Origin of the sequence: Mesorhizobium sp. M4A.F.Ca.ET.020.02.1.1 (genome assembly GCF_004022645.1) — a bacterium.
Lineage (GTDB): Bacteria > Pseudomonadota > Alphaproteobacteria > Rhizobiales > Rhizobiaceae > Mesorhizobium.
Map to the genome: position 1 here is coordinate 1 of NZ_RZOI01000324.1, position 6480 is coordinate 6480.

Genomic DNA, 6480 nt, shown 5'->3' on the forward strand with positions numbered 1-6480 from the left:
CCGCCGGAGAGCACCGGCGGCAGCACATGCATGCGCTCGCCAAGACCGACCCATTTCAGCAATTCGGTCACGTCGGTGCGGTAGCTCGCCTCCTCGCGCCCGCGCACGCGCAGGGGCAGGGCGACGTTCTCATAGGTGGTCATATGGTCGAGCAGGCGAAAATCCTGGAACACGACGCCGATGCGGCGCCGCAGATGCGGCAGCTCGCTGCGCGAGATGCGCGAGCGGTCCTTGCCGAAGATGGTGATCAGCCCGCGCGTCGGCTTCAGCGACATGAACAGAAGGCGCAGCAGCGTCGTCTTGCCGGCGCCGGAAGGCCCGCTCAGGAACTGGAAGGAGCGCTCCGGTATGTGCAGGGAAATGTCGCGGAGGATTTCCGGACCCATGCCATAGCGGAGGCCGACATTTTCGAAGCGGATCACGTTCGGCGACCTGGAACTTGCGGCGGCGAAACGCCAGCCCTTTCTCTCAAAAGACCATCGGCCCGCATGGTTAACCCTTGGTTAATTTTTGATGCTTTTCGATGCATCACCGGGGTTCCGGTGGGGAAGCGTTAACCATTTGCGTTTACCCAAAAGAAACGAACAGCGAACAGGTGCTTTCAGTACTGGAGCCATATGGCTAAGGATCGAACCGCGCGCCCGGTTTCCGGCGAAATCATGGCCGGGCTGGGGACAAGTGCCGCGCTGCAACCGCGCGGGCCGGTGATCGACATCGTCGATGCCGATTACGAGGTGCTGCCGCGTCTTTCCGCTATGCCGGAAGCGCCGGCGGCGTCGCCTTCCCGCGCGACCGCCACGCCTACCATCGAAGGTATGGACATGCTGCGCAAGCCGGAGGCTGCGACCGAGCGGCAGCCGGCATCGCGCGGCGGACCGCTTTTCTGGATTGCCGGCGTCAGTGCGGCGCTGGCCGCCTTCTGGGTCTCCGGCGGCCATGCGCTGGTTCGTCAATCGCCGTTCTGGAAGGCCGCGCAACCGGCGGCGGTGTTCAGCATATCGGACATCACGTCGCGCATCGACGCGTCGGGGCTGAAACCTGTGTTGTTCGTCGACGGCGAAGCCGCCAATGACGGGGCGCAGGCCGCGCAAATGCCGCCGCTGGAGATCCGCGTCACCGGCAATGACAGCCAGGTCACCCGCTATACGCTGGGGACATCCGGCCGCTCGCTGGCGCCCGGCGAAAGATTTGGCTTTTCCAGCCGCCTCGATGTGCCTAGAAACGGCGTGAAGGCCGTGGCGGTCAACTTCGCCGGCTAAGGCGGAACAGCATCGCGCGATCCGGCGCAAAATCAAGAAGTTCTACAGCGCGTTCGCTGGCCTGAAGGTCGCGGTCCTGTAGGCAAAACGCCTGGAGGGCGAAAATGCCAGTTGTGCGCGGCAAGGATATCGAGGTCCTGTTTTCGGCGTCGGCGATCGCCCGCCGCAATCTCGAGCTCGCCAAGGAGATCGCCGGGCGCGACTACCATGACCTCCTGGTGATCTCGGTGCTGAAGGGATCGTTCATCTTCGCCGCCGACCTGATCCGGGCCATGCACGATGTCGGCCTGTCGCCCGAGGTCGAGTTCATCTTCATTTCCAGCTACGGCGCCGGAACCACCAGCGGCGAGGTGAGGGTGCTACGCGACATCGACAACGAGGTCGCCGGCCGTGACGTGCTCCTGATCGACGACATCCTTGAATCCGGCAAGACGCTCTCCTTCACCCGCGACCTCATGCTGTCGCGCGGCGCCAGAAGCTGCGCTATCGCCGTGCTGCTCGACAAGCGCATGCGCCGCCAGACCGCACTCAACGCAGACTATGTCGGCTTCGACTGCCCTGACTATTTCGTCGTCGGCTACGGCATGGACGTCGCGCACGCCTTTCGCGAATTGCCCTTTGTCGGAATCGTCAAGGGCGACGCCTAGGCATTCTCGGGGCGCTGGAGCGAATTCTGAAAAGGCCTCATCGACGTTTCAAATTTTCAGAAAACGTCAACGTTTCACCGCCATGTATCTTGCCATGGCAAAGCTTCTGATCGTCGAGGACGATGAATCCGTCCGCACTCTCGCCGCCCGCGCGCTCGAACGCGACGGGCACAGCGTGGCAGTCGCCTGCGATGGCGCCCAGGGCCTTTCTCTCATCGAGGCGGCGCGGGGCGGCTATGACCTCGTCGTCTCCGATATCCGCATGCCGGAGATGGACGGCATCGAGATGGCCACCGCGGCGGCGGCGCTGTTCCCGTCGATGAAGATCATGCTGATGACCGGCTATGCCGACCAGCGCGAGCGCGCCGAGGAATTGAACGGCATTATCCTCGACGTCATGCAGAAGCCTTTTACCCTCGCCGAAATCCGCGCCCGCGTCGGACGCGCCCTGAACTGCTTCGCCTGAGGTTCCGCGCCGGAGGCCCGCCCGGCACGATAGTCCAGGAATCGCATTGCGTTCACGTCGCGGTGGTCGGCGATCACGCCGTGTCGCCTGTCGGCACGAGCAACGGCGGAGCTGCTCTTAGCCGCTCGGTGCGGAAGGCAAGCAGGCCGGCGCCAATGATAAGGGTGGCACCCAGCACGGTCGCCGAGTGTGGCACCTCGGCGAAGAACAGGAAGCCCCACAGCGGCGACCAGATGATGCCGGTATATTCAAAAGTGGCGACGCGGTTGGCCTGCGCAAGCCGGTAGGCCTGCGACAGCAGGATCATGCCGGCCGAGGCGACGAAGCCGCAGGCCGCCATCTTGAGAAGGTCGGGCAATGCCGGCCAGATCCAGGGCCGCACCAGGAATTCGAGGCTGGGGTGGACGGCGTGCTCTATCCCGGCAAGCCGGAACAGGCCGGCGACGAGCAGCGCACCGGTCAGGTAGGCGCCGTTCTGGTAGAACGCCATGACGGTGGAGGATTCGGTGTCGCTTATCTTGCGGGCCATCAGCTGCGAGAGGCCGTAGAGGAAGGCGGAGCCGAGCGACAGGAGCGCCGCCCAGTCGAACAGTCCGGCGCCCGGCCGCAGCATGACGAGGACGCCGAGCAGACCGATCAGGACAGTCGCCAGCGTCTGCCAGGAGACCCGTTCGCCAAGATAGGGCCCGGCAAGCGCCATGATGAACAGCGGCGCCATGAAATAGAGCGCCACCGCGTCGGCCAGCGGCAGGGCGGCGATCGCCAGATAATAGGACGTATAGGACGCGAACTGGATGAAGGCGCGCAGCGTCAGCGTGCCGAAGCGCTTCGAGAGCAGGGCTTTCAGCCCGACATCGGCGTGCACGATAACGATCAGGATCGGCAAGGCGACGATAGCGCGGATCGCCATGACCTCGGTAACCGGGTAGAGGCCCGACACCGCCTTGACGAGCGGATCCTGGAGCGAAAACACCAGCACGCCCAGACAAAGGCTCAGGATGCCAAGCACCATCCTGTTCTGCATAGGATTCGGCCCCCCGATTCGCGCGATCCCAAACCGACGCATGCGGTAAAAAAGAACCCGCCACCGTTCCAGGCAGCGGGTATGAGTGAGGACTCGATTGGTCCGCAGCCGGTTTCAAGGGCTGCATATCCAATGGGTGAGGCGACTATCCTCCGGCGTTTGACATGTTGCAAACGAATTGGAATGATGCCAGCAATCAAAATTGCTTATGGTGGATGCGATGAAGCCGACGCTCGACAGCGATCTCCTGCGCACCTTCGTTGCGGTGGCCGAAACCGGCAATTTCACCAAGGCGGCGGAGCAGGCGGGCCGTACCCAGTCGGCGGTGTCGATGCAGATGAAGAAGCTCGAGAGCATGGTTGGCGACAGCCTGTTCGAGCGCGGCTCGCGCGGCGTGGCGCTGACACGGCGCGGCGGCGAGCTGATCGGCAATGCCAGGCGCATCGTTTCGCTGCTCGACGAGACGGCAGCGTCGATGGCGGCGGCGCCGCTTGGCGGCCCGGTGCGCATCGGCATTCCCGAAGAGTATGGCCATGCCATACTGTCGCGCGCCCTTGGCGCGTTTTCGACGCGCCACCCGAAGGTCGAGGTGACGGTGCGCTACGCGCATTCGGGCGCGCAGACAGCGGCGGTTACCGCCGGCGAGCTCGACCTTGCGGTTGTCTTCGAATGGCAGGATCTCGCGGGCGGCGAGGTGCTGATGCACGACCCGACCGTCTGGGTGACGTCCGAGACGCACCACAGGCACGAGGAGCGGCCGGTGCCGATCGCGCTCTACAGCCGTGACGGCTGGTGCCGCGACTTCGCCATCAAGTCGCTGGAACAGCGCGGCCTTGCCTATCGCGTCGCCTACACCAGCGACACCAATGGCGGCCTCAAGCTCGCCGTCACCTCCGGCCTGGCGATCGCGCCGATCTCGCGCAGCAACATCCCGGCAGGCTGCCGCGAGCTGACCGCCGCCGACGGCTTCGGCGACATCGATTCCTCCAATGTCGTGCTGCACCGCAATCCGCTCGCCGCCGGCGAAGCGATCGACAGCATGGAGAATGCCATCCGCGAGGCGTTCACGCTGACGCCCGGCGCGCTCCTCGACGCCTGACTTGCGCTGCTTCAATCCGGTGGGGCGGTGGCGGCTCCGTTCCTACCCTGGCGGCGTGCTCTCGGAGAAGGTCAGACGGTTGCCGAACGGGTCGTCGACGGTGACCTCTCTCGTTCCCCAGGGCGTCTCTTCCAACCCCGGCCTGGCGTAGCGGTATTTCTTCACCGTCAGCTCCCGATGCAGCGCCGCTATGTCGGCCACTTCGACGCGGATATGGGAGCCCGGCGAACCGTCGCCATGATGCTCGCTCAGATGCAACTCGCAGCCGTCGCGGGCAATGCCGGTGTAAAGCGGCGCACTGTCGTCGAAACGGTGCTCGAACCGCACCTCGAAGCCGAGGAAGCCGAGATAGAATTCATGCGCCTTGGCGACGTCGAATATGCGCAATATCGGAGTGACGGCACCGAGCTTCGGCATGGCGTTGCGACCGTTGGGAAGGGGCGGGCTATTTCAGTTCCAGCAGCCGTTCGAGATAGCTGCGTTCGATGTCGGGGCTGAGCGCGTTGCCGAGCCGCTTCCGGATCGCTTCCAGGATCTGGCGCGCGCGCTGGACATCGATCTCGTCAGGCACCTTCACCGAATTGCCGTCGTCGGGCCCGCGCGTGGCGCGCGGTCGGCCGAGCGGGTCGCGGTCGGCATCCTGCTGGCGGCCGCCCTGCTCGCTGCCGCCCTGGTCGCCCTGCATGGCCTGCAGCTGCTTCATCATGTCCTTGGCGCCACGGCGCAGCGCCTCCAGCGCGCGGCCCTGATGGCCGACGGCCTGGTCGCCGTCGCCTTCGCCGAGCGCCTGCTCGGCATTGCCCATCGACTTGCCGGCATCGCCAAATCCCTCATTGGGCTGCATGCCCATGCCTTCCAGGCCCTTCTTCAACTGCTCGAGGTCGTTTTGCAGCTTGCCCTGGCCTTCCTGCAACTGCTTCAGGGCGTCGGCGAACTCCTGCGGCGTCATCTGCCTCGGACGCGCGAGCGGGTCGCGATCCTCGCCGGGGCCAGGCCTGTCCTCGTCCTGGCCGCCGCCGTTCTCGCCGAGCTGCTCGTCGCGGTTCTCGCCGCGCTGGCGCTGGCCGCGCTGCATCTGGTCCATGCGGAAGGTGTCGTTCATCATCTCCTGCTGGCGCCGCATGATCTCGCCCAGCTTGTCCATCTGCTGGCGCATCTCGCTGTCCTGCTCGCCGCCCTGCTGCTGGCGGCCGGCCTGCAGGTTGTTCATCATGTCCTGCAATTGCGACAGCAACTGCTGGGCGCGGTCGCGATCGCCGGATTTGGCCAGGTTCTCGATCTCGTCCATCATCCTCTCGATGTCGCTCTGGCGCAGTTCCTGGCCGTTCTGCTGCATCTGCGGCGCGTTCGGGTTCTGCTTGGCGCGCTCGGCGAACTCCTGCAGGAACTCGTTCATGGCCTCGCGCAGTTCCTTCATCGCCTTGTCGATCTCTTCGTCGCTGGCGCCCCTGTTGATGGCATCCTGCAGCGCCTGCTGCGCCTGGCGCAGCCGCCGCTCGGCGGCCGACAGATTGCCCTCCTCGATGCCGAGCGCGATTTCCCAGAGATAGGACACGACATTGCGCAGCTGGTCGTCATTGTCGGCCATCTTCAGCCGGCTGCGGGCGCTCATGATCGCGAGGTAGTGCGCCATGTTGTCGAACGTGTCCTCGGGGCGCAGCGTGATGGCATCCATCAGCTCGAGCACGCGCGGCTTCGAATTGGCGTCGAGCCCAAGCATGCGGCGCTGCTCGATCACTGCGCGCGCCAGCGGGTTGGCGAAGGGCCGCTCCGGCATCATCAGCGTCTTGGTCTCGCTGGTCGCGGTGTGGCCGGCGTCGTCGGTAGCGGTGAGCGTCAGCTTGATGCTGCCACCGGACCAGACGTGCTCGGTCAGGTCCTTGCTGGTCTTGGCGGCGTTGCCCTTGCCGCCACGCCGCGGCACCGCCAGCGGCATGTCGGGCGGGCCATAGAGAGGATGCGCGTTGGGTGCCTGCGGGTCGGCG

General features: G+C 65.2%; 8 protein-coding genes. 4 read left to right on the forward strand and 4 right to left on the reverse strand.

The genetic code is table 11. The features are described 5' to 3' along the window. On the reverse strand, window positions 1-422 hold a 422-nt coding region (locus EN742_RS19760), incomplete at its 3' end, for an ATP-binding cassette domain-containing protein (RefSeq protein ID WP_128333175.1). 195 nt (window positions 423-617) lie between these two features. On the opposite strand from EN742_RS19760, the gene EN742_RS19765 reads away from it, so the two are divergent. From EN742_RS19765 to EN742_RS19775, 3 genes are all read left to right on the forward strand, one after another. Next, window positions 618-1259, forward strand: coding sequence for a hypothetical protein (locus EN742_RS19765; protein ID WP_126058089.1), 642 nt, complete (start codon window positions 618-620; stop codon window positions 1257-1259). A gap of 104 nt (window positions 1260-1363) precedes the next feature. Next, window positions 1364-1906 carry a hypoxanthine phosphoribosyltransferase gene (hpt, locus tag EN742_RS19770; protein WP_126058090.1) on the forward strand — a complete coding sequence of 181 codons (543 nt, stop codon included), beginning with the start codon at window positions 1364-1366 and terminating at the stop codon, window positions 1904-1906. Window positions 1907-2000: 94 nt separating this feature from the next. Beyond that, entirely contained in the window at window positions 2001-2372 is a 372-nt protein-coding gene (locus EN742_RS19775) for a response regulator (RefSeq protein ID WP_126058091.1), read from the forward strand. Between the two features lie 73 nt (window positions 2373-2445). On the opposite strand, the gene EN742_RS19780 is transcribed toward EN742_RS19775, so the two are convergent. Further along, window positions 2446-3396 (reverse strand): DMT family transporter, encoded by a 951-nt coding sequence (locus tag EN742_RS19780; protein WP_126058092.1) that lies wholly within the window; start codon window positions 3394-3396, stop codon window positions 2446-2448. A 220-nt stretch (window positions 3397-3616) separates the two neighbouring features. Here EN742_RS19780 and EN742_RS19785 point away from each other — a divergent pair, with 220 nt between their 5' ends. After that, complete coding sequence (locus EN742_RS19785; RefSeq protein WP_126058093.1) at window positions 3617-4495, forward strand: LysR substrate-binding domain-containing protein; 879 nt, start codon at window positions 3617-3619, stop codon at window positions 4493-4495. Between the two features lie 42 nt (window positions 4496-4537). On the opposite strand, the gene EN742_RS19790 is transcribed toward EN742_RS19785, so the two are convergent. Together EN742_RS19790 and EN742_RS19795 are read right to left on the reverse strand one after the other, a co-directional pair. Continuing rightward, window positions 4538-4912 carry a glyoxalase superfamily protein gene (locus EN742_RS19790; protein WP_126058094.1) on the reverse strand — a complete coding sequence of 125 codons (375 nt, stop codon included), beginning with the start codon at window positions 4910-4912 and terminating at the stop codon, window positions 4538-4540. 28 nt (window positions 4913-4940) lie between these two features. Beyond that, window positions 4941-6480, reverse strand: a 1540-nt coding sequence (locus tag EN742_RS19795) for a TIGR02302 family protein (protein WP_128333176.1), incomplete at its 5' end; no start/stop codon positions are given.